Here is a 23252-nt window from a genome sequence, read left to right as displayed (position 1 = left end):
GAAATTGTACTTATATTTAGCACTAATCATTACCAAAGATTAATGTCCGGTTTACGGTTTTTTCATCTCTCCTTATTAAACCGGATTTATATTTCAGTCGCTAACTCTTCTTTTATTTCTGTATTGACTACAGAAATCATTTTGTTCTGCCTAAAAAAATAACCACAAATGAAAAAGTCTAAATTTGCCAAACTTCTTCTACCTATTGCTTTACCAGCATTAGTTTTCACTTTGTTGAATGCTGTCCAAAAACCTCTAACAGCGCAAAGCTCAACCAGTGTTCATTTAACAATGGGGAACCCAAGCGGTGCGACAAATAGTGGTACCACAAGCAATAACTTATTATTAGTTAAACCTCAGTATGCAACCTCACATAACTGTGCCAAAGGAATCCCAAATTGGGTAAGTTGGCAATTAAACTCATCATGGTTAGGTAGTGCGCCACGCCAAGATGATTTTCGTGCAGATACTACCTTACCTACCTTACCTTCTGCCTGCTATCGAGTTACTACCAATAGTTACACAGGTAGCGGCTTTGATAGAGGACACATGGCTCCTTCTGCCGATAGAACTAACACAATTGCCAATAATTCTGCTACCTTCTTAATGACAAATATCATTCCTCAAGCTCCTGATAATAATCAGGGTGTCTGGGCAAATCTCGAAGATTATTCTAGAACTTTAGTTGGGCAAGGTAAAGAACTTTACATTATTTCTGGTGGTTACGGCACTGGTGGAACAGGATCAAATGGTAGTCGCACTACTATTGATAGTAGTCGCATCACAGTTCCCGCCAGAACTTGGAAAGTTATTGTAGTTTTAGACAGGCCAGGTTTAGGAGTTAGTGGCGTAACTACTGCTACTAGGGTAATTGCTGTTGATATACCCAATGCACAGGGCGTGAGAAACGCAAATTGGAGAAACTATAGAGTGAGTGTTGATACTCTAGAAGCAAGAACTGGGTACAACTTCCTTTCTCTAGTTTCTGACTCTGTTGAAAACACAATTGAGGCTAGAGTCGATAATTTATAAAGATAGTTAGTTGGACTCATACCCAGTTGTTTTAGTGTGTATTATTTGCAGCAGTTTGTATATTAGTGGAGTAGAGACGTTACATGTAACGTCTCTACATAATGATTTTGGTTTTTACTATTGGCGAAGTTTGTTTAGCTCTACGAATTATACCTAGATTAGGTTTCAATAACTTTTGTCGAAATTCCCGCTAAATCACCAGTAGGAGTTTTACCAATAATATAGACATCAATATCTATCGTACCTAAACGATAAACTTTGATATTTGTGAGATTTTCTTTGAGTATTTGAACTAAGGATTTAAATTTCTGTACATCTTGTTGTTGAATTTCATCATGCCATTCCTTCGCTTCAGCACAGTTACGAAAAAAATAATCTAATTCTACTATTTCAATTGATGTTTCTGAGGGGTGATTTGTTAGCTGAAGAAGTTTTTGATTAGTTAAACTTTCTTGACCTTCTCCAGTCCAAAAAATAACTTCAAAGGGATATTCTGACTCACTCATCATCAGCAAACCATAAGAAGTTTGCTGGATTTGTTGCATAACATTATTAGTCATATACTTAAGCACGTAACAATAAATTAAACCTTAAAAATTAGAACATATTTAGAAAAATTTTCTCAAATTTTAACACTATTCTAAGAACTGGGGCGATCGCTCAATTTTTATGTCAGCATATTGAGTTTCCTGGGGACTCTCCCTAAAGCATACGTAAGAATTATACTTTGATAATCAACGAGGATTTGAATATGTCACCTTGGACTAGTCTGATCACTGCTTTAACACTACTGCTGTACTCAGTTATCACAATTAACGTTGGTCGAGCTAGAGCAAAATATAAAGTTATGCCTCCCCAAATGACAGGTGACCCCAACTTTGAAAGAGTGCTAAGAGTTCAGCAAAATACTCTAGAACAAACTATTTTGTTCCTCCCTGGCTTATGGTTGTTTTCTTTTTATGTCAACCCATTGTGGGGGGCAGTAATTGGTGCTATTTGGCTAATAGGTCGCATTGTCTACGCTTGGGGATACTATCAGGCCGCAGAAAAACGAATGATTGGTTTTGCTATTACTACGATGAGTGGGATGGTACTGCTTTTAGGTTCGCTAATTGGCATCATTCTCACTTTAATGAAGTCATAAACTACTGTAGTGCGTAATCAGCCGATTGAATTTCTGAACTATAATTAGGGTGGGCATTTTCAGTAAAAATCTCGATAAACCTAAAATATATTAGTGAATGCTCACCTTAAAGATACTGAATTTTTGCAAAAATCAAATATTAATACTGGACAAAACTGATATGATGGACTATTTAAAAATTGCGCTAAATTTATCAAATAGTTTTAGGTTCTGCCCTTAAGGAAAATTAGGTACTAGATTCAGTAAAGTCTCTTTACGTTAAAGTATTTACCTAAAGCTTTACACAACTTCGTACTTGATAAGTATTCTCATAATCCAGTTAAATGAAACTTCTAATCCTGGAAAAAAAGAAGCGCCTTACAATTGTTAAAAAAATATTTTGATGTTAAACGAGGCAAGTTTAAGGGAATACTAAGCGCAGTTAAAATACTTAGACTATTACTGCGATGTTAGCATTATCTGATAAGGTGTTCTCTTTAATTGGTTATCGAATTTCAGAACAAATCTATTGTGGTAGCAAAACCCTAGTTTATCGAGGAATTCAAGAACAAAACCAACAACCAGTAGTAATTAAACTCATCCGAAATGAATATCCTACCTTCAGTGAAATTGCTCAATTTCGGAATCAGTATACAATTACTAAGGATCTCAATTTACCAGGAATAGTCAAGCATCTTTGTTTAGAAAACTATCGCAATCGCTACGCTTTAATTATGGAGGACTTTGGCGGCCTATCGCTCAAAGATTGGGGTAGGTATAATAAAGCTGCACAAGAGTCTGGGATTACACTACAAGAATTTTTTCCTATTGCTATTGCGATCGCATCTATTTTAGAAAGTTTACATCGTCATCGGATTATTCATAAAGACATCAAGCCCGCAAATATACTGATTCATCCTCAGACTTTAGAAATCAAAGTTATTGACTTCAGTATTGCTACCCTCCTACCAAGAGAAGTTCAATACCTGACAAACCCCAACGTCTTAGAAGGAACACTAGCTTATATCTCTCCTGAACAAACAGGTAGAATGAATCGTGGCATTGATTACCGCAGTGATTTTTACTCTTTAGGTGTCACCTTTTTTGAACTTCTCACCGGACAGTTACCCTTCAACAACACTGAACCGATGGAGTTAGTTCACGCCCATATTGCGAAACAACCACCAAGCTTACATCAAATTAAGCCCAATCATCCGCCAATTTTATCAGCCATTGTCAATAAATTAATGGCTAAAAATGCTGAAGACCGCTATCAAAGTGCGTACGGACTCAAGTATGACTTAGAACTTTGCTATCAGCAATGGCAAACAAGCGGTAAGATAGCCACTTTTGAGTTAGCAACTAAAGATGTTTCTGACCGTTTTCTCATCCCCGAAAAACTCTATGGACGTGAGAAAGAAGTTGCTACCTTACTTGCAGCTTTTGAGCGAGTTGCTAAAGGTACTACAGAAATGATTCTCGTTGCTGGTTTTTCTGGAATTGGTAAAACCGCCGTAGTCAATGAAGTACATAAACCAATCGCTAGACAACGTAGTTATTTCATCAAAGGTAAATTTGATCAATTCCAACGAGATGTTCCCTTATCAGCATTAGTCCAAGCTTTTCAAGATTTGATAGGACAAATCTTAGTAGAAACTGATGTTCAAATTCGTCAATGGAAAGACAAAATTATTTCAGTCTTGGGTGAACAAGCCCAGGTAATTATCGATGTAATTCCGGCTCTAGAACAGATTATTGGTAAACAGCCAGCCGTTACAGAACTTTCTGGAACTGCTGCTCAGAATCGATTTAATTTGTTATTTCAAAGGTTTATTCAGGTATTCAGCACTAAAGAATATCCTTTAGTGATTTTCTTGGATGATTTACAATGGGCAGACTCAGCTTCTTTGAAGTTTATCCAACTCTTAATGAGTCAAACTCCAAGCAGTAATAAAGAGTCGAATTTAGTTACATCAGAACTCACAAATAACTTATGGAAGCCTGTATTTGAGGAAGAAGTTTGGGAAGATAATACTGACCAGAAAGTTATCCCAACAGAAGGAAACTTTTTATTAATTGGTGCATATCGTGATAACGAAGTTTATCCAGCACATCCTTTTTATTTAACATTGCAACAAATTGAACAAGCAGGAGCAAAAATTAATCGGATTACTCTAGATCCTCTCCATCAAACTCACTTAAATACCTTGATTAGTGATACTTTACATTGCCCTCAAGCAATGTCTATAACTCTGGGTCAAATGGTGTTTGCTAAAACCAAAGGTAATCCCTTCTTTACGACTCAATTTTTGAAGTCACTGCATCAAGATAGCATAATTAAATTTAACTTTGATTTGGGTTATTGGGACTATGATTTAGCAGCAATACAGGCATTAGTTCTGACTGATGATGTTGTCGATTTTATGGCACAGCAAATCGCAAAATTGCCACCATTGACACAGAATATATTAAAAATGGCAGCTTGTATTGGACATGAATTTGACTTAAAAACTCTGGCGATCGTCAATGAAAAATCTGTAGTAGACACAGCCTCAGATTTATGGATAGCCTTACATGAAGGCATCATTTTGCCTCAAACTGATGTTTATAAGTTGTTTCAAACTGATTCTAAATTAGGAGAAAATACTTCAGGTTCTAACTCTCCAGAACTTTTCAACAATAGTTTTGCAGTTCCGAAATACAAATTTATTCACGATAGGGTGCAACAAGCTGCTTATTCTTTAATTTCGGAAAATCAAAAGCAGGAAACTCATTTAAAAATTGGCTTGTTACTCTTCAATAGCATTCCAGTAGCAGAGCGCGAAGATAAGATTTTTCAGATTGTCAATCAATTTAATATTGCATTAGAACTCATTACCGAACAGGAACAGCGTGATGAACTAGCCCAAATGAATTTTTTGGCTGGACGCAAAGCTTTAACCGCAACAGCTTATGCAGCAGCAATTAAGTATTTAACAACAGGAATCACACTCCTCTCATCTGATAGCTGGCAAACACAATATGAACTTTCTTTAGCTTTGTATGAAACCGCAGCAGAAGCAGCATACCTAGCTGGTGAATTTGAGCAGATGGAGCAATTAATTGATGTTGTATTAGCACAAGCTAAAACTCTTCTAGAGCAAGTAAAAGTCTATGAAGTCAAAATTCAAGCTTACGGCGCACAAAACAAAGCATTAGAAGCCCTCAAAATTGCTCTATCATTTTTAAAGTTATTAGGAGTAGAATTTCCTGAGAATCCTAGTCAGTCTGATTTTCAGATCGCAATGGCAGAAATAGCATCAGATTTAAGTGGCAAATGTAGTGAAGAGTTAATTAACCTACCAGAAATGACGGCAGATCAACCACTTGCTGTTATGCGTATCATTGTTAGTACAATTGCTCCTGCATATCAAAGTCATCCTGCACTTTTCCCGTTGTTAGTATTTAGGCAAATTAAGTTATCACTTCAGTATGGTAATTCTTGCTTGTCTCCCTTTGCCTATATTAATTACGGAGTGATTCTCTGTTGTGTAACAGAAGACATAGAGTCTGGCTACAAATTTGGTAATTTAGCTTTGAGTTTATTAGATAAGTTCAGTACTAAAGCAATTCAAGCTAAAATTATAAATGCGTTTAATTCAGTTATCAGGCATTGGCGGCAACACGCTAGAGAAATGTTAGCTCCATTACTAGAGACTTACTCCATAGGGTTAGAAACTGGAGATTTAGAATTTGCAGCTTATTCTCTTTATAATTATTGCTGTGCCTCATATTTTACTGCTAAGGAACTAACTGGACTGGAACGTGAAATGGTAGCCTATAATCATGCCATTCACCAAATGAATCAAGAAACAATATTTTACTGGAGTAAAATTTATAGGCAGATAGTCCTTAACTTGTTGGGTTCTGCTGAAAATTCCTGTTATTTAGTTGGTGAAGCTTACAATGAAGATAACATGTTGCCAATTCATAGGGAAAGTAATGATGGTGGCAGTTTGTTAGCTTTATTTTTAGGTAAGCTACACCTGTGTTATTTATTCCAAAATTATACTCAAGCAATTGAAAATAGTATATTGGCAAGTAACTATTTAGCAGGTGGTACAGGACAAATAGTTATTCCAATTTTCTATTTTTATGATTCCTTAACAAGATTGGCCACTTATCCCGGAGCATTACACCATGAGCAGAAGTCTATTATTGACATAATAATTTACAATCAAGAAAAAATTCGGAAATGGGCGCATCACGCCCCAATGAATTATCTGCATAAATTTTATTTAGTGGAGGCAGAGAAATGTCGTGTTACAGATCAATATCTCGAAGCGATAGAATCTTACGAACGTGCTATTTCTCTCGCTAAAGAAAACGAGTACATCAATGAAGAAGCTCTGGCTAATGAACTAGCAGCTAGATTCTATTTAGAATGGGGTAAAGAGAAAATTGCTCAAACCTATCTTACTGATGCTTATTATTGCTATGTTCGTTGGGGAGCAAAAGCAAAAGTAGATGATTTGACAACACGCTATCCTCAATTACTTATGCCCATACTTCAGCAAGAAAAGCTGAGTTTTCAAGTAGCAGAAAGAATAACTGTTCCTACTTATCAATCTCTATCAACGCAAAGTAATTATCCAACATTCATTGGTTCTAAAACAAGTATTTCGGAATCACTAGATTTAGCTTCTGTGATCAAAGCTTCTCAAACACTCTCTGGAGAAATTGAGATGGATCAACTGCTGTCTAAATTAATGCAAGTTGTGATGGAAAATGCGGGAGCATCTAAATCTGCTTTGATTTTAATTGGAAATCATAACTCAGAATTAAGAGTCGTAGCTCTCAGTTCTAGTGAAAATCTTGCATCTATTTGTACACAATTACCATCAATTTATGCAGAGTCTAGCAATGATATTCCGATTACTTTGATTAAATATGTTAACCGGATCAAAGAAGTGTTTGTAGTTGATGATGCAAAGACTGTTGATTTCTTAGCTGAAGACCGCTACATTATCAGTGAAAAGCCTAAAAGCCTTTTGTGCATTCCGATTATAAATCAAGGTAAATTGCTGGGCATTCTTTACCTGGAAAATAGTCTAACTACTGGAGCATTCACCCGCGATCGCATTGAAGTTTTAAAACTACTTACCACTCAAGCGGCTATTTCCTTAGAAAATGCCATACTCTACAATAATCTAGCCCAGGCAAATCAAAACTTAGAGGAATATAACCATAGCTTAGAAGTAAAAGTAGAAGCTAGAACCCAAGAGCTAAACAATAAAAATCAACATCTACAAGAGGCATTGCAAGAATTACAACGCACGCAAACCCAATTAATTCAAAGCGAAAAAATGTCTTCATTGGGTCAAATGGTAGCGGGAATTGCTCATGAAATTAATAACCCAATTAACTTTATTCATGGTAATATTGCTCATGCTAGTGAATATGTCAAAGATTTGCTAGATTTAGTAGCTATTTATCAGCAAGAATGTTCTCATCCTTCTGATGTATTAACAGCAAAAGTCGCAGAAATTGATGTGGAGTTCTTATCTGAAGATTTGCTAAAAATTCTTGATTCTATGGAAGTGGGTAGTTCTCGTATTCGCAATATAGTTTTAGGTTTGCGTAACTTCTCACGCCTAGATGAGTCAGAAATGAAGACTGTTGATGTTCATGAAGGTATTGATAACACCTTGATGATTTTACAGCACAGACTCAAAGCAAAAAGTGATGCTTTAGAAATAGAAGTGATTAAAGAATATGCAAAAATACCTGAAATCAGTTGTTATGCCGGTCAATTGAATCAGGTATTTATGAATATTTTGAGTAATGCGATCGATGCTGTGAATGATTCAAGAGCTAATATTTATAGACCTCAAATTCGGATTTTTACTGCTCTAAAAGATTCAAATACTTTGCAAGTTCGTATTGCTGATAATGGTTGTGGGATGACTGAAGCAGTTAAGAAGAAAATCTTTGACCCATTTTTTACTACAAAACCAGTTGGTAGCGGTACAGGATTGGGGTTATCTATTAGTTATCAGGTGATTGTAGATAAACACAAGGGTCAGTTAACTTGTAATTCTATTCTTGGTAAAGGAACTGAGTTTGTGATTGAAATACCAATTAAGCAGTGAGATTATTAGACTATAAAGCAGAGGTATTTACCACAGATACTAGAGAAGTTTGGCGTATACGTTGCCCTTTTATTAACATCCTGACTCCATTAGCTGGCCCAAGAGTAACACTTCGGCGTTGAGCTTTCTCTGGTTGCTTACTTTCTAAATCTAGTTGATACTTAGATAAAATTGTTGCTACTACTAATTTCATTTCAAATAATGCCAAAGCTTCGCCAACGCAACGACGAGCGCCAGCGCCAAAGGGCATATATTCATAGGGAGAAAATTGGGATTCTAGAAATCGCTCTGGACGAAACTTATCAGGCTCTGCATATAAACTCTCTCGGTGATGAGTGAGGTAAATTCCACCAACTACCACAGTTCCAGCTTCTATAGAATGTCCCAGTAATTCGACTGGTTCCTGTGCTACTCTGGGCAAGGTATTTATTAACAAAGGGTACATCCGCAGAGTTTCATTGACGACATTAGTTAAATAAGGTAGACGAAAAATACTCATAGGATCTGGGTTATTACCCAGATTATCAAGTTCTTGGAGCAAGGTTTCACGAATCTCCGGCTGGTAATGAATCCAATACAATGCCCAAGCCATTCCTGTCGCAGATGTTTCATGTCCTGCTAATAATAGGGTCATTAACTCATCACGCAACTCTTGATCTGTCATTGAATTACCTGCTTCATCCCTAGCTGACATCAATAACGAAAGAATATCAATACGGTTGAGATCAGGCTTTTCTCGACGTTCAGCAATTTCAGCATAAAGTAATTGATCAATCTGCTGGCGTTGGTGTAAAAACTTTCCCCAGGGACTCCAATGGCCTAAATCTTTTTGCAAAAAAGGTAATAAGAGAAAACTAGAAGTAAGTGGTGACTGAAAGACATCCATCAACAAACCTAATAAATGCCGGAGTTGATCATAACGTTCTCCCTTATGTAAACCAAAAACAGCCTCTAAGATAATTAATAGGGATATCTCTTGTACTATGGTGCGAGCAGAAAAAGATTGATTTATGGGTAACTTACTGAAGACTTGTTTAGTAAGATCACAAATTAAAGAACCATAAGCCCTCATTCGTTCCCCGTGAAATGGAGGTATCAATAGTTGTCGCCGTTTTTTGTGGCGATCGCCATCTAACATAATTGTTGATGTATTGCCTATTAATGGTTGAAAAATCTTATTGGCTTCACCAAGAGCTGCAAATTTATTTCTATCATTGGTGAATATTTCCTGAATTGCTTGGGGATGGTTGACAAATACTACTGGACATCCATAACCAACTATATTAGCAGTAAAAATATCAGGATATTTTTCTGCTGCATTTTCTAGATATCTCACTGGATCAACTATCCATTGTAGCTTTTGAATCAAAGAAGGAGTCGTTAGAATATTTGGTAATGGCATATTATTATTTTTCCTTCATCACCTTTTAACGTTTTGCTAGAGAAATACCGTCAATTGGCTGTTTTTGACACTATTATTACTTTATTTCAAATTGTTATCTAAAGCTTAGATTTGAGATAGTTCAAGTTTTATTAAGCTCTGATAACGATTAGATTGAAAATACCAATCTAGATTTCCGCGTATCCATGAATGCAATCCTGCTATATATTCTATAATTTCTTGATTCATTTTTCTATCAAAAAATCGCAGTAATTCTTCTAATGCAATTAATTCTTTTACTTTTTGATCGTGCATTTCTGCTGCCATAAGCATTGCTTTCTCAAGAGTGATTTTATATTGGTAGTGTAGGACAAAAACTAAATTATGAACATCTCCACTTCCTATCTCTCTAGGAGCTGAAAAAATATCATTGCACCAAGAGATAATATTGTTAGTTGTTATATTAATTTGCTTAATAATTTGATGTTCTCGGATAGATTCAAAAACATTCATTTTATATCCGAGTTCAATTAAAGCAAGACAACTGTCTACGGCTGAACATAAGTTACGGATCATGATATACGTATGAATGTTAGGGACAATTCCCTGAGCGCGATATTCAGCCTGTAGCACGCATCCATCAAAGTAATCTTGACAACAGCGAACAAAGTAATCAAACCATTTTGTATTTCCCCTCTGTAATATTCTTTGTCTTAAATCTCTTAAGGCATAGCTTAAAGATATATCTTTGCTGCTGAGTTCTGAACCACACAGTATTTCCATAAATCTCTGGTGATAAGTTTTTAGAGCTTCAGGCTTTTTGCCTAGATCAGACATATCACATTGATCATCCCAAATAAATAGCCAAGAGTGCCAATCACTGGTAATCTTGATATCTTCAAGTTCACAATAGGGATAAGTACCTGCTGCTAGTAAAAAAAATTTTGAGTTGGAGAAACGTTGATAAGCGGAGTTATTTGCTAGTAAATCGAAGTGTTGTAACCATTCAAAAGAATAATTTTCTAGAACATCTACATATTTATTCGTTTGAGAAGGAAATGGGCAGTATAAATCGGGGAAAACAAACTTTTCCATAAGTCCTCGGCAATTATAATCAATTCTCAGCTTCTGAAACTTTAGACAGTGGCTAATTCGGAGATTGACACTTGCACTCACAATACTTGCAGCATCTAATTTATGCAGCTAGAAACCAGATATTTAACTCTTATTGATGCTTGATTTACTTTGCAGCTATAACAAAATAGCTGCAAAATAAAGGTTTATTTTGCAGAGAAATATTTGATATCTGCGTATATAAAGATAGTCTCACGCAGACCCAGCTTTTAGCTATGAGCGATAGGTAGCTAAATATTCAGCAATAGCTACCAAAATAAACTCACAAATTAATTAGATTTGCTAGAGTATTGTCGAAACTTTAATGAACAGCACCTTGGTTTTTATACTGTATAAAACACAGTATAAAGCTTATTTTTGTTAATCTATGACACTATATCGAACCCATCTTGAGACTTTGTTTAACGAAGTTTTAAACTCAAGACTTAACTTGTTTCATCATTTTTTAATATTTTTAAATAAAAGATAACAGTAATTTTGTGTAATTAGTTAAGTCAAATTATGTATTTTTGATACAGCGTAAGATAAAACACTGTATTAATCTAAGTATTTCTAAATTGATTTACTGAATTGCTTAAATAAATTGATTAAATATATTTTCTTGATAAAAATTTTATTTTTGTACAAGTAATACCAGCATTTTAAGTTACTTATATTTTCAATATTATTACGATATTGTCATAATTCTCTGACATATTACTAATTGAAATAAGTAATACTTACTTAAAAAGTATCAAAAAATCATGAAATATCTTAATCTTTATACATTTTTCTTGCTTATAGTAAATATGAGGGTAAATAAATACACAAAGTTTTAATTAATACCTGCTAAAAAAGATACATTCAGTATTAGTTATTTTCCTTCAAAGGATAGTTGAAAAATCTAAGCTTTTATGTATGTCTTATTTACTAGGTTGCAGTATGGGCTAGGTCAGTTTTTATGGCTCAAAGTTGCAGTTTACAAGGGTTTTGATTTTAGCTTGATAGAATAGGTCTATTATCTAGCAGAAAAGATTCTCTTTAAACGCCAACATTGGCTGATCAAGGTCAACATCAAAGAAATTCTTATTAGCAGTATAAGATATAACGATAAACATCAAGCAAATAAGCACATTAATGGAGGCAGGAGTTGAAAGGCAGGAGGCTGATTAGAGGGGGATTTAAACCCACCTCTAATCGTAGACCACCAAATCACTCCTCTTATGGCGGGGGAATTAAACCCAAATAGGCGAGTCAAAAAGGCTTTATTCTTAATTCAAAATTTTCCCTTTTGCCTGGTTGGTGAGCGAAGCCGAACCACTGCCTCCTGCCTTCTGCTATTTAGGGTGTAAGTAATCGGTAAAATGGGTGTGTCTGTAAATCGTGTTAAGACACCGAAGTAGCCAATCTGTATGTTCTCAACAGCTGATTTTCTTCAATACACCCAGTGGTCGGGTATTGCTACCTTAGTATTTGCTGCCTTAGCAATACTGGCTTTTATTTTTAAATGGGGCATTCGCTTTCGGCTGGTAGGTACAACTGGCTTTATGCTGGTGCTAACAGGCGGGTTATTTGCTCTATCTTTAGTACCTTTAAGTCGCACAGTGATTCCGGGAGCCGAAAAATATACGCTGGTTTATGATAATGGTTCCACCCAAACAGTAATTTCCATTAATCCCAAAATTTCCCCTTCAGCTTTAGAAGCAACTTTGCGTCAAGCCGCCAGTAATTTATATTCCTATGGTCGTTTAGGTAAGCAAAGCGACAATTATCTAATAATTCGCGCTCGTACTCTGGTACATCCTGAACCTGGAGTTTCTGTACCGCTTTACCTTGGTCAAATTAAACGCAATTTGGTTTCACGGGAAGATGCGAATATGTCAATTGAGATTTATACAGATAAATTTGCTCAATTGCCAAAGCCTACGGCTTAGGGACTTCCAACGCAAAAAGGAATAGTGCATCCACTTTCAGCACATAGCCCTCAGACTGAAGTCTGGGGCTATACAAACTAAACCCGCCTGCGCGGGTTAAAAACCAATACAGTTTAGTTAAGACTAAAACTCTTTGTTAAAGTCATTTTTTTAACGAACCACAAAGGGCGCAAAGAGCGCGAAGATAAGAAAAAAGTACTAACTGAACCGTATTGGGTTAAAAACCTTGATTTTCTGTTAGTCCGCCTGCGCGGACTTTATTTGTATAGCCGCGAATTCAATTCGTCGGAGCTAGGTGCAATATGTGAATATCCTCTTTTGAACACATTCACTCACTCCTACACCCTCTTCCAAAACTTTTCACTATGTAAGTTCTAACGGTGAGTGTGGAGCGATCGCAATTATCTAGTACAACAAGGAAAAAGTAAAAAGGAAAAAGGCAAAAGTAAAGAATATTGGTACCACAAGCTTTTTAGTAATTTCTTATAGTCTGTTTATTTACGCCGACCTATACTAGATTATTTCAGTTTTCTGCTAATTTATACGTATATTCCCTAACAGCAAACTTTAATTTTGGTGTTAGGGAAGACATGATTTTTTTTTGTATTTGACTATACAATAGAGATTATTTTTAGATTAAGATATTACTTACTAATTTCATCAATGGAAAAATGTTTAGTGGGTGCTGCTCGTAAGTGATGGTGAGTTTTGTTGATAGGCGACTGCCTTCTATAAATATTATGTAATCCTACTAGCATCAATACAAATTCAGGTTTTGCCTAACTAGTTATTATATGCCCCATCAATCAGCTACTACGCTTTCTACTCAAACATCTAGTTCATTATCGGCACTGGCGATCGCTCCGGCAAAAGTCATCCGTGGATCTGGAATATTGTCAGCAGCACCAGAGGAGATTGCCTTGTTAGGCAGTCGTCCTTTAATAGTCGCAGGCAATCAAACTCTAGCCCTGACTCAAAATACTTTACAACCAATTTTAGAGCAACAACAGTTGCATACTGCTCAAGCTTCTTATGGTGCAGATTGTTCAGAAGCCACTTTGAAATCTTTAAGGAAGGCGGCAAAAGAACACAAAGCCGACATGATTATTGGTGTTGGTGGCGGTAAAGCATTGGATACAGCAAAACTAGTTGCTTTTCAGTTGCAGTTACCAGTGGTGACAATTCCCACTTCCGCCGCTACTTGTGCAGCTTGGACAGCCCTTTCTAATGTGTATTCTGAGACAGGGGCTTTTTTGTATGATGTGGCGCTGTCTCGCTGTCCTGATTTATTGATTCTGGACTATGATTTGATTGCCACAGCGCCAAAACACACCTTAGTAGCTGGTATTGGGGATGCGATCGCTAAATGGTACGAAGCCTCGGTGAGTAGCGGACATTTACAACAGACTTTAATTATTGCCGCAGTCCAACAGGCCAGAGTTTTACGCGATATTTTATTCCAAAAATCAGCCGCCGCTTTAGAAAAACCGGGCAGTGAAGTTTGGCAAGAAGTTGTGGATGCAACCGTTTTACTAGCCGGAGTCATTGGCGGCTTGGGTGGGGCGCAGTGTCGCACCGTTGCTGCCCACGCTGTACACAACGGCTTAACTCACATTGCCGGACACACCAGCATCCACGGCGAAAAAGTCGCATTTGGTATTTTGGTGCAACTGCGTTTAGAAGAAATGATTCTGGGTAATCAGTTAGCCAGCACTGCTAGGCAACAGTTGTTGAAGTTTTATGCAGAGATTGGCTTGCCCCAACAATTAGATGATTTGGGATTAGGCAACATTAAATTGAGCGAGTTAAAAACCGCCGCCGAAATTTCCCTCGCGCCAAATTCGGATATTCACCGTTTACCTTTCAAGGTAGGACTAGAACAACTGATGGCGGCGATGGTTTCCACCACTGCACCTACAGACAGCCGAGACTCAAGCAGTCGGGTGGCAGTAAAGGCAATTGATCAGCCAATTGAAGAGTAAAAAACTTCCGGCTGGCAAAATAACGCTTGATTTTTTGCCCAGATTACCAAACTCAGATTTTGCTCACTTTATAAACTTCTCAAATTGATCCACAGCCGCCAACTGTGATGTATGAGAGAAATTTTACTCACAAATCAACTGTATCAAGAAGTGGTACATCAATGACACTGAATTGGATTGCCCCAGCAGAACGTATACAGAAACTGCCAGCTTATGTATTTGCCCGTCTGGATGAACTCAAAGCTAAGGCAAGGGAACAAGGATTGGATTTGATTGATTTGGGGATGGGGAACCCGGATGGCCCCACACCCCAACCAGTCGTAGAAGCCGCGATCGCCGCTTTGCAAAATCCCGCCAATCACGGTTATCCGCCCTTTGAAGGAACTGCGAGTTTTCGTCGTGCGATTACCAACTGGTACAATCGCCGCTATGGTGTGGTGCTTGATCCCGATAGCGAAGCCTTACCGCTACTCGGTTCTAAAGAGGGATTAGGGCATTTGGCAATGGCCTATATTAACCCTGGTGATGTGGTTTTAGTACCTTCACCAGCTTATCCCGCCCATTTTCGCGGGCCTGTAATTGCTGGGGCGCAAGTCCATAATTTGATTCTCAAGCCGGAAAATGATTGGTTGATTGATTTAGCCGCAATTCCCGAAGAAGTTGCCCAAAAAGCCAAAATTCTCTATTTCAATTATCCCAGCAATCCCACTGCTGCCACTGCACCACGAGAATTTTTTGAGGAAATTGTCGCCTTTGCTCGAAAATACGAAATTCTGTTGGTGCATGACTTGTGTTATGCCGAGTTAGCTTTTGATGGCTATCAACCCACCAGCTTGTTAGAAATTCCTGGCGCTAAAGAAATTGGCGTAGAGTTTCATACCTTATCCAAAACTTATAATATGGCTGGTTGGCGGGTAGGTTTTGTTGTTGGTAACAGCCAAATTATCCAAGGTTTACGGACGCTGAAAACCAACTTGGATTACGGGATTTTTGCCGCCTTGCAAACAGCCGCCGAAACCGCCCTGCAATTGCCAGATGTTTATTTACACGAAGTCCAACAGCGTTACCGCACCCGCCGCGACTTTTTGATTCAAGGGTTAGGAGAGTTGGGTTGGGATATTCCTAAAACCAAAGCCACTATGTATCTTTGGGTTAAATGTCCTGTGGGTACAACTTCCACCGATTTTGCCTTGAATGTCTTGCAACAAACAGGCGTGGTGGTGACTCCTGGGAATGCCTTTGGGGTTGCGGGTGAAGGCTATGTGCGGATTAGTTTAATTGCAGATTGCGATCGCTTGGGTGAAGCTTTACACCGCTTTAAACAAGCCGGCATCTCCTATCAATCGGAAAAATTAGTTTCTGTGCCACTTTAATAAGTGACATGAGATTTTAACTATTAACGCCCCCGCTACATTACAGTGGGGGGTTAACTTTGAAAATTATTTGATTACTACTGTTTTAATTGGGCAAGTTAGTGAAAAAGATTGTGCTTTGCCGAATGAGATTCATCGCGTGAATTTGCTGCGAAAATTGTTGTCTAGGCTGCAATATTGTATTTGCGAAGCTAATTGGTCAATAGCTAAAGTTTTTTCCTACTTTGCAATGAGCTAATTGCTGATATTTATAGTTAGAAGCATTTTTTGAGAAATTTTATTGGGTTTTTCATAATATTTTTACAATACAGAAATCTGGTTGGGAATTTTACGCTATCTTCCGAACTAGAGGCTATATGCCCGTATCAATTCGCTCATCACTACTGAAAAGCCAAATTAGATAAACTGCGGAATTTTAGCATAGTTGTTTATATTTACCGCAAAAAATTGCGCTTACTCCAGATATCAAATCACACAGAACAAATTTCAGTAACCAAAGTCTTATATACTAGACATGAATTTAATCGGTTTGAATTTGTCGTTAATTATGATACAAAGACTATTAATCTTGAGATGAAATACTAACCCATCTCAAGGTAAAAAGTATATCCCAGATCATCAAACAACTTTCAACTGCATGTGGTGTAAAAACTCAGAGGGGAGTGACAACATGGATTTACGTGGTGATGCCTTGCAAATCCTCAAAGAAACTAGTCGAACTTTTTATATTCCAATTAGTATTTTACCGTCAGGATTGCAAGAAGCCGTCGCATCAGCATATTTGTGTATGCGTGCCATTGATGAAATTGAAGATCATCCAGACCTGGATAATTCAACAAAGGCACAACTGTTACACAAGATAAGTTTGACATTACAAACAGGAGTAGATGGCTTTGCAGTTGACGCTTTCTCCGTAGGGTTTAGCGGCTACGAGGATGTTTTGGCAGAAGTAACTCTGAGAGTCAGAGAATGGTCTTTATTAGCCCCTGAGACTATTGCACCACGGATTTGGGATGCAACCGCAGCAATGGCTGACCGGATGGCTGATTGGGCAGAAAAAAACTGGAAAATTGAAACCGAGTCTGATTTAGATCGTTACACCTTTGGGGTTGCTGGCGCAGTTGGGTTGTTACTTTCAGATTTATGGACTTGGTATGATGGCACGCAAACCAACCGTACTTTAGCAATTGGTTTTGGTCGTGGCTTGCAAGCTGTCAACATCCTTCGCAACCATATTGAAGATATGGGACGCGGTGTCAACTTCTTTCCAGATGGTTGGACAGTAACAGAAATGCAAGAGTATGCCCTACGCAACTTAGCGTTAGCCGATGCTTATACTCAAGCTTTACCTGCTGGCCCAGCTTTAAACTTTTGTCAAATTCCGTTGACTTTGGCACATGGTACGATTGATGCTCTTGCCAATGGTAAGGAGAAACTCAGTCGCAGTGAAGTTATCGCCTTGCTTGAGCAATTGAATGCTGTTAACGTCAAAGCTAGTTAATAACTTTTTTCAATACGGTTGATTAAGTAAGTTCAAGTTTAATAGTGCTGATTTTTAGACTGTGGTGTATTTTGGTTATTAACCCAAATTTTTAACTACGTCGTAAATCTCAAAAGCAAGTAACCATACAATACAGACGTGAGCGATCGCGTCTGTATGTTAAATTCAGCTTTTTTGCTAACTCCCTTGTCTCTGAATGACAGTCCCTTAAGGCGCAGAAAAGGCGTATTTTTTTAAATCTGCCAACGAACAGACTTCCAATGCTCTAGCGTGGGTGGCTTCTAGAACTACCGGGGGTGCGTAACCAGCTTCCATTGCTTCTTGCCAACGGGCTGCACATAAACACCAGCGATCGCCAGGGCGTAATCCGGGAAAATTATATTCAGGAAATGGTGTACTCAAATCATTACCCTGTGATTTGGTAAACTCCAAAAATTCGGCTGTCACCTGGGCGCAAACAACGTGCATTCCAAAATCTTGCCCACCAGTGTTACAGTAACCATCACGGTAATAACCAGTCATCGGTGAAGTACAGCAAACTTCTAAATTTGTGCCGAGTACATTTTTAGCTTCTGCCATTTTCTATTCCTTAATATTTCAATAAATATTTAAGGGTATAAGAGTTAAGGTGTTCCAACCCACTTTTAACCCCTACACCCTTACAACCTTACACCCTTTTCTTCTTACCTAACTCTTACCAAACACCGTACTCAGGGAACGGGCGATGTTTTGTGGTTGCATTGCATCCATCGCGGCGGTTGGTTCGTAGCCGCAGTGAACCATACAATCAGCACATTGGGGATTACCACTAGCGCGGCCGTATTTACTCCAGTCTGTGTTGTCTAGCAATTCTTTGAAGCTGGTGTAATGTCCTTCATTCAACAAATAACAGGGTTTTTGCCAACCAAGAACGCTATAACTCGGACTTCCCCAAGGTGTACATTCGTAGTCTTTTTCACCAATGAGAAAGTCTAGGAACAAGGGATTGTGATTGAAGTTCCAGTTTTTCTTACCTGATGTGTAGGGTGTGAGAATTTCCCGGAAGAGGGCGCGGGTTTGTTCGCGTTTGAGGAAATGATCTTGATCTGGAGCCCATTCGTAGCTGTAACCAGGGGAAATCATCATCCCATCAACATTCAAACTTTCGAGAAAATCAAAGAATTCTTGCATTTCTTTGACATTTGCACCTTCAAAGATGGTGGTGTTGGTGGTGACGCGGAAACCTCTGGCTTTGGCTGCACGAATGGCTTGTACGGCAGTATCAAACACGCCTTTGCGATCAACACATTTATCATGCCACTCGCGCATTCCATCTAAATGGACGCTAAAGGTAAAGTAAGGCGAAGGTTGGAATTTGTCGAGGCTTTTTTCCAGTAACAAACCATTGGTACACAAGTAAACATATTTCTTGCGTTCTACTAAGCCCCGGACAATCTCATCAATTTGGGGATGAAGTAACGGTTCTCCCCCAGGAATAGAAACTACAGGTGCGCCACATTCTTCCACGGCGGCGAAGCACTCTTGGGGTGTGAGATTGCGTTTGAGAATTTCCACGGGGTGCTGAATCTTACCACAACCAGAACAAGCTAAATTACAACGAAATAATGGTTCTAGCATCAATACCAAGGGGAAGCGTTTGCGCCCTAAAAAACGCTGAGTCACCAGATACTTCCCGATATCCATCGCTTGTTGTAGATTAATTCCCACTTTATTTATTACTCCTCATCTTATAAGTAAAAAGTGCTGAGTGCTGAGTGCTGAGTGCTGAGTAAAAATACTAACCTCTAACCTCTAACCTCTAACCTCTTTATCCGACTTCATTTGACATAACCTTCGGCGATAAACCAATCCACAGCGTCTTTAAGTGCTGCTTTTAAGGGGGACTGGGGTAGCCCCAACTCGTGGACAGCTTTACTCGCGTCATAGTACATGTGTTGTTGAGCCATACGGACACCATCTATCGGGACGGAAGGCGTTTTTCCTAATGGTGCGAGAATTTTCTCATCAATCCAAGCCACACTCAAGGGTATCCAAGCAGGAATTGTGCGTTGGGGTGCTGGTAAATTCGTAATTTCGGCGAGTTGTTCTAGTAATTGTTTGAGGCTGAGGTTTTGGTGTCCTAAGATATAGCGATCGCCTGACTTCCCTTTTTGCAACGCCAGTAAATGTCCCCAAGCCACATCTTGTACATCGATGAAATTCAACCCAGTGTCTAAATACACTGGCATTTCTCGCCGCAAAAACCGCAGGATAATATCGCCTGTGGGTGTGGGTTTGATATCTAATGAACCAATCGGTGTGCTGGGGTTGACAATTACGACATTTTGCCCTCTAGCGGCGGCTTGTTTAGCTTCTTGTTCGGCAAGAAATTTTGACTGTTTGTAACTACCAATCAGTTTTTCTACTGGGCTTTGATAAGTTTCATCGACAGGTTTACTGCCTGGTCCGACTCCTATGGCTGATACGGAACTGGTGTAAACAGTGCGTTCAATGTCGGCTTTGCGGGCAGCTTCAAGAATATTCCTTGTACCGATGACGTTGTAGCGATACAGTAGTTGTCTATCTACTTGCCACAAAGAATAATGGGCAGCGACATGGAATAAATATTGACAACCTTTCATTTGTTGCCAAATCTCAGCATCTGTCAAATCACCTTTGACTAGTTCCACATCCAAGCCGCGTAAATTGGCTAAATTGCTGCTGGGGCGGACTAAAGCTTTGACTTTGTATCCTTGTTGCAGTAACAACCGCACCAAGTGGGAACCGACAAAGCCGGTTCCTCCTGTAACAAAAGCCTGCATTAGTGTTTCGCCTCCTGACGAAAGCGCGGGAACCAGTCATCTAAGATGGCGTAAACTACGGGGACAACAATTAAGCTGAGGATTGTGGAACTGATCAAGCCGCCAGCAATAGCAACAGCCATAGGCGATCGCAATTCTGAACCAGCACCAAAACCCAAGGCAATGGGTAACATCCCTAATAGTGTGGAAGCAGTCGTCATCATAATTGGGCGCAGGCGCACTGGCCCAGCTTTCAAGATGGCTTCTTTGCGGCTTAAACCAGCTTGACGCAGTTGATTAATGTAATCCACCAACACGATCGCATTTTTGTTAGCCAGACCCAACAAAAAGACAAAACCAATTAAGGAAATCATGCCAAAATCACTCTTGGTAAAGAGTAATGCCAGCATGGCTCCCACAATTGACAAAGGCAATGAAACACCAATAACTACAGGGTCTATCCAACTGCGGAACAACAAAATCAGCACCACAATAATGCAAAGTGCCGATAGCACCAAAGTAGAAGCAAAACTGCTAAAGACTTCGTTTTGACGGGCAGAATCGCCACCCAAGTCTAAAGTTACACCAGCAGGTAAAACTTCTTTGGCTTCCGCAACGATTTTGTCTGTGGCATTACCCAAAGACAAATCCTGGCCTAGATTGGCACTGATATAAGCCACACGCTGATTGTTCAGTCGCTCAATTTGAAAAATTCCCCCCTGGTTTTTACTGTCACCCGTTACCGTCACATCAGCAAATCCCGGTATTTTGGCGATGCGTTCTTTAATTGCTTGGGCTGCTTTGTTCAGTTCTTGGAGATTCTCACCTCGTAATGACACTTGTAGAGGTTTTTGTCCACCAGTATCGATAAATTGAATGTCTTCCACACTGGTGGTTACGCCTGTTAAATTAGGCAACTGAGCGCGTATTTGGTCTTGGACTTCTGCCGTCTTTAGCTCTCGGTCTTCTTTCAGCTTGACGTAAAGCGTACCTTTATTGGGTTCACCTTCGCGGGAACCGACGGTAGTAAAGACTGTTTCCACGGCTGGGGATTTTCTCACCACCGCTTCTAGTTTTTTCGCAACTTCCAGAGAATCATTGAGTGGGTTGGGAAGGGAAATGGGGGGTTGAGATGACAAAGGAATTCCCGCTTGTGCTGCCTGTGCTGCCTGTTTTTGCAAAGCGGCAATATCAGGTATTTGTGGTAAAGGAGCCGTATAGGTAATATTAAATTCGCCACGGTCTAATTTCGGGATAAAGCCTTTGGGAATGAATGGTACTATGGCAATTCCCCCAACAAAGCTGAGAACAGCCAAAAAAACCACTGTTTTGCGGTGATTTAACGACCAATACAGCAATTTCCGGTAAGCTTGGGCAAACCCTGACCACAGCTTTCCTTCCTTGCGGGGAGTATTGGTAGAGATTGGTTTAAGCCAGTAAGTGGATAAAACTGGTGATAGTGTCCGGGCTACTAAGGTAGAAGCAATATAAGAAGCGGAAACTGTAATTCCAAAGGGCTTGAAGAATTGCCCAACTACACCACCCATCAAACCAATTGGTAAAAACACTGCCACGGCTGTAGCTGTGGTGGCGACAACGGTTAACCCAATTTCACTGGTGGCTGAGAAGGCCGCTTGACGAGGGCTTTCTCCTTCTTCAATATGCCGCATAATATTTTCGACATCGATGATGGCATCATCAATCACGCTACCAATGACTAATGCCAAAGCTAACAATGTAATCGTTTCTAAGTTGAAACCGAAAATGGCCATGACAATAAACGTCGCCAACAAAGAAGTCGGTATCGCCAGTGCCGAAATTAATGTGGCTCGCCAACTCCACAAGAAAGGAAAGATCACAACAATAGCCAACACTATGGCTTCGATGAGCGCGTCAATGGTTGACTTGGTGGCATTGCGAATATACTCGGCTTGGGTAGCAGCTAAGGTGAGTTTGACATCTTTGAGGTTAGTTCTCAGCTTTTGAACTTCTTTTTCTACCCGACTCACAACCTCTAAGGTGTTGGCGTTCCCCCGTTTGATGACTTGAAAAGCCAGTGCATCTTGCCCATTAAACCGGACTAATGTGGCTCCGCCTTGGGGAAGTGCCGCAGTTGCATTTTGGGCGCTTGGTAATGCGGGTTTAGGGCTTGGCTCTCCCAACAAATTGACTTTCAAGACTCCCGGTACTTTGGTAATCACTGGGATAATTTTGTCTTGCGCTACCTTGGTCAATTCTGTGAGATTCTGCGAGGCACTCTCTATTGTGTAGCTAACGGCTGCTGATTCGTTTAAATTCAGGGGAATAATTTTGTAATTTGCCCCTTGCGGCAAACTTAACTGTTTAAGTGCAGTTTCTACCTTGCTGGTGGATTTTTCTAAATCAGTACCAACTGCAAAAGCTAAACTAACTGCCGTTTGACCAGGATAAACAGATGAACGCAGATCATCTAGTCCTTCTACAGAGCGGAGGCGCTCTTCGATTGGTTTGGTGAGCTTGGCTTCTGTATCAATTGCTGTTGTCAGTGGTGCTGTGGCGTTAACTACCACCACCGGAAAAGTAATATCTGGAAACAAAGCATACTTGAGGGAACTGAACGCCAAAAGCCCAGCTACCGTTACAGCAATCCAGAAACTCACTGTCAACCACGAGAAGTCAATGGCCAATTTGGAGATATTGAAGCGTTCTCGTGCAGATTTTGCGCTACTAACCTTTACCATCTTGGAAAATTTTGCTGGTGTCCCAATTAATTGTCATGCTACATTAATCGTCTAAAGTTTGGATGGTTTAGTTTCCTTTGGTGGGCAATTTTACTTAATGGGTTTCTTAAAAAAGCATAAAGGATAAACGGTCAAAAAATTTCTTCTACTCAAACACTTAATAATTAATACTTAGCAATCAG

14 protein-coding genes are annotated in these 23252 nt (G+C 39.2%); 7 read left to right on the top strand and 7 right to left on the bottom strand.

Annotated elements, in window-relative coordinates; genetic code table 11:
• The first annotated feature begins 168 nt into the window (after positions 1-168).
• Entirely contained in the window at positions 169-1032 is an 864-nt protein-coding gene (locus H6G74_RS05910; RefSeq protein ID WP_190966794.1) for a DNA/RNA non-specific endonuclease, read from the top strand.
• Between the two features lie 158 nt (positions 1033-1190).
• On the opposite strand, the gene H6G74_RS05905 is transcribed toward H6G74_RS05910, so the two are convergent.
• A complete protein-coding gene (locus H6G74_RS05905; protein ID WP_190966793.1) occupies positions 1191-1592 on the bottom strand; it encodes a nuclease A inhibitor family protein in 402 nt (133 codons plus the stop codon).
• 191 nt (positions 1593-1783) lie between these two features.
• Between H6G74_RS05905 and H6G74_RS05900 the strand changes: the two genes are divergently transcribed.
• Complete coding sequence (locus tag H6G74_RS05900) at positions 1784-2176, top strand: MAPEG family protein (RefSeq protein ID WP_190966792.1); 393 nt, start codon at positions 1784-1786, stop codon at positions 2174-2176.
• Between the two features lie 446 nt (positions 2177-2622).
• Positions 2623-8286 carry a trifunctional serine/threonine-protein kinase/ATP-binding protein/sensor histidine kinase gene (locus H6G74_RS05895; protein ID WP_190966791.1) on the top strand — a complete coding sequence of 1888 codons (5664 nt, stop codon included), beginning with the start codon at positions 2623-2625 and terminating at the stop codon, positions 8284-8286.
• 10 nt (positions 8287-8296) lie between these two features.
• Here H6G74_RS05895 and H6G74_RS05890 read toward each other — a convergent pair whose 3' ends face one another.
• Both H6G74_RS05890 and H6G74_RS05885 read right to left on the bottom strand, forming a co-directional pair.
• Positions 8297-9688 (bottom strand): cytochrome P450, encoded by a 1392-nt coding sequence (locus H6G74_RS05890; RefSeq protein WP_190966790.1) that lies wholly within the window; start codon positions 9686-9688, stop codon positions 8297-8299.
• Positions 9689-9793: 105 nt separating this feature from the next.
• Positions 9794-10762 (bottom strand): terpene synthase family protein, encoded by a 969-nt coding sequence (locus tag H6G74_RS05885; RefSeq protein ID WP_190966789.1) that lies wholly within the window; start codon positions 10760-10762, stop codon positions 9794-9796.
• 1430 nt (positions 10763-12192) lie between these two features.
• Between H6G74_RS05885 and H6G74_RS05880 the strand changes: the two genes are divergently transcribed.
• The 4 genes from H6G74_RS05880 to H6G74_RS05865 all read left to right on the top strand — a co-directional run bounded on the left by H6G74_RS05880 (position 12193) and on the right by H6G74_RS05865 (position 17570).
• The gene (locus tag H6G74_RS05880) at positions 12193-12714 is read left to right on the top strand and encodes a Ycf51 family protein (protein WP_190966788.1); all 522 of its coding nucleotides are present in this window, start codon (positions 12193-12195) and stop codon (positions 12712-12714) included.
• A gap of 794 nt (positions 12715-13508) precedes the next feature.
• Positions 13509-14696: an iron-containing alcohol dehydrogenase family protein gene (locus H6G74_RS05875; protein ID WP_190966787.1), complete on the top strand. Its 1188-nt coding sequence runs from the start codon at positions 13509-13511 to the stop codon at positions 14694-14696.
• A gap of 161 nt (positions 14697-14857) precedes the next feature.
• Positions 14858-16069: an aspartate aminotransferase gene (locus H6G74_RS05870; RefSeq protein ID WP_190587970.1), complete on the top strand. Its 1212-nt coding sequence runs from the start codon at positions 14858-14860 to the stop codon at positions 16067-16069.
• A 670-nt stretch (positions 16070-16739) separates the two neighbouring features.
• The gene (locus tag H6G74_RS05865; protein ID WP_190966786.1) at positions 16740-17570 is read left to right on the top strand and encodes a squalene/phytoene synthase family protein; all 831 of its coding nucleotides are present in this window, start codon (positions 16740-16742) and stop codon (positions 17568-17570) included.
• A gap of 207 nt (positions 17571-17777) precedes the next feature.
• On the opposite strand, the gene H6G74_RS05860 is transcribed toward H6G74_RS05865, so the two are convergent.
• The 4 genes from H6G74_RS05860 to H6G74_RS05845 all read right to left on the bottom strand — a co-directional run bounded on the left by H6G74_RS05860 (position 17778) and on the right by H6G74_RS05845 (position 23070).
• Complete coding sequence (locus H6G74_RS05860) at positions 17778-18149, bottom strand: DUF2237 family protein (RefSeq protein ID WP_190966785.1); 372 nt, start codon at positions 18147-18149, stop codon at positions 17778-17780.
• A gap of 108 nt (positions 18150-18257) precedes the next feature.
• Positions 18258-19277, bottom strand: a complete 1020-nt coding sequence (gene hpnH / locus H6G74_RS05855; RefSeq protein WP_190966784.1) for an adenosyl-hopene transferase HpnH — start codon at positions 19275-19277, stop codon at positions 18258-18260.
• Between the two features lie 110 nt (positions 19278-19387).
• The gene (gene hpnA, locus H6G74_RS05850) at positions 19388-20371 is read right to left on the bottom strand and encodes a hopanoid-associated sugar epimerase (RefSeq protein WP_190966783.1); all 984 of its coding nucleotides are present in this window, start codon (positions 20369-20371) and stop codon (positions 19388-19390) included.
• Positions 20371-23070, bottom strand: coding sequence for an efflux RND transporter permease subunit (locus H6G74_RS05845; protein ID WP_190966782.1), 2700 nt, complete (start codon positions 23068-23070; stop codon positions 20371-20373). Before H6G74_RS05845 ends, hpnA begins: the two co-directional genes overlap by 1 nt.
• Between the last annotated feature and the right edge of the window lie 182 nt (positions 23071-23252).

The organism is Nostoc spongiaeforme FACHB-130 (assembly GCF_014698475.1).
Classification (GTDB): Bacteria; Cyanobacteriota; Cyanobacteriia; order Cyanobacteriales; family Nostocaceae; genus Nostoc_B; species Nostoc_B spongiaeforme.
The sequence above is the reverse complement of the archived record's forward strand: the minus strand, read 5'-3'. Positions and strand labels throughout refer to the sequence as shown.

Coding starts and splice junctions, on each gene's coding strand:
- H6G74_RS05910 (WP_190966794.1), top strand. CDS start 169: ATGAAAAAGTCTAAATTTGCCAAACTTCTTCTACCTATTGCTTTACCA.
- H6G74_RS05905 (WP_190966793.1), bottom strand. CDS start 1,592: ATGACTAATAATGTTATGCAACAAATCCAGCAAACTTCTTATGGTTTG.
- H6G74_RS05900 (WP_190966792.1), top strand. CDS start 1,784: ATGTCACCTTGGACTAGTCTGATCACTGCTTTAACACTACTGCTGTAC.
- H6G74_RS05895 (WP_190966791.1), top strand. CDS start 2,623: ATGTTAGCATTATCTGATAAGGTGTTCTCTTTAATTGGTTATCGAATT.
- H6G74_RS05890 (WP_190966790.1), bottom strand. CDS start 9,688: ATGCCATTACCAAATATTCTAACGACTCCTTCTTTGATTCAAAAGCTA.
- H6G74_RS05885 (WP_190966789.1), bottom strand. CDS start 10,762: ATGGAAAAGTTTGTTTTCCCCGATTTATACTGCCCATTTCCTTCTCAA.
- H6G74_RS05880 (WP_190966788.1), top strand. CDS start 12,193: ATGTTCTCAACAGCTGATTTTCTTCAATACACCCAGTGGTCGGGTATT.
- H6G74_RS05875 (WP_190966787.1), top strand. CDS start 13,509: ATGCCCCATCAATCAGCTACTACGCTTTCTACTCAAACATCTAGTTCA.
- H6G74_RS05870 (WP_190587970.1), top strand. CDS start 14,858: ATGACACTGAATTGGATTGCCCCAGCAGAACGTATACAGAAACTGCCA.
- H6G74_RS05865 (WP_190966786.1), top strand. CDS start 16,740: ATGGATTTACGTGGTGATGCCTTGCAAATCCTCAAAGAAACTAGTCGA.
- H6G74_RS05860 (WP_190966785.1), bottom strand. CDS start 18,149: ATGGCAGAAGCTAAAAATGTACTCGGCACAAATTTAGAAGTTTGCTGT.
- hpnA (WP_190966783.1), bottom strand. CDS start 20,371: ATGCAGGCTTTTGTTACAGGAGGAACCGGCTTTGTCGGTTCCCACTTG.
- H6G74_RS05845 (WP_190966782.1), bottom strand. CDS start 23,070: ATGGTAAAGGTTAGTAGCGCAAAATCTGCACGAGAACGCTTCAATATC.